Annotated in this window: 1 protein-coding gene; it reads right to left on the bottom strand. The window is 55.9% G+C overall.

All coding sequences use genetic code 11. The annotated features are described in order from the left end of the window. Window positions 1-860, bottom strand: an 860-nt coding sequence (tnpC, locus tag MOST_RS15635; RefSeq protein WP_129588708.1) for an IS66 family transposase, incomplete at both ends; no start/stop codon positions are given.

The following is an 860-nucleotide window of genomic DNA, read 5'->3' as shown; positions in this document are numbered from 1 at the left end:
CTGTAGGTAATGGCGCTGGCTTTAGCACCCCGTGGTGTATTGGCAAACAACCAATTCTTACGGCCGATGACGAAGGGCTTGATGGAGCGTTCGCTGCGGTTGTTGTCGAGTTCCAGACGCCCGTCTTGCAAGAAGGCGACGAGTTTATCCCACTGGCCCAGGCAATAGTAAATCGCCTGCCCAAAGGAACTTTTGGGCAGTACCCGGGCTTTTTGGTTTTTAAGCCACGCCAAAAAGGCGTCCAGCACGGGCCGGCTGCGCACCTGGCGGATTTGATAGCGTTCCTCTGGTGTTGCCTCTTTCAACTCGCGCTCTATGGCAAAGAGCCGGTTGCAGTACTCCAGCCCCTCCCGGGCGGCCACTGCTGCATTGCGTTTATCTTCCGGCAGGGCCTTTAATGCTTCGTCGAACTTGCGCCGGGCATGGGCCCAGCAGCCGACCAGGGTGACATCCGGAAGCTCATTGTAGCCAGCATAGCCGTCAACGTGTAAATAACCTTTAAAACCCGCCAGGAAGCGGCGGGGGTGTTTGCCGGCCCGGGTGGTCTGGTAGTCGTAAAGGATGATGGGGGGTCCGTCCCGCCCGGTACGGTAAAGCCAAAGATATGATTTGGTGGTAGCTTCCCTTCCAGGTTCCTGAAGCACTTGTAAGGTGGTCTCGTCGGCATGGAGGATATCTCTTTTAAGCAGGTGTTCATGGAGGCGGTCATAAATATGGGTTAGCCAGGTGTTGGCTCCATGGAGCACCCAGTTGGCCATTGTCTGCCGGGAAAGGTCTATACCCAAACCTTTAAACTGCTGCTCCTGGCGGTAGAGGGGTAACCCTGCCCCGTATTTCTGGGTCATAATGTAGGCCATGAG

The sequence above is a fragment of the Neomoorella stamsii genome (genome assembly GCF_002995805.1).
Taxonomy (GTDB): Bacteria; Bacillota; DSM-521; order Neomoorellales; family Neomoorellaceae; genus Neomoorella; species Neomoorella stamsii.
Note: the sequence above shows the minus strand (reverse complement) of the source record. Positions and strands in the feature narration are given on the sequence as shown.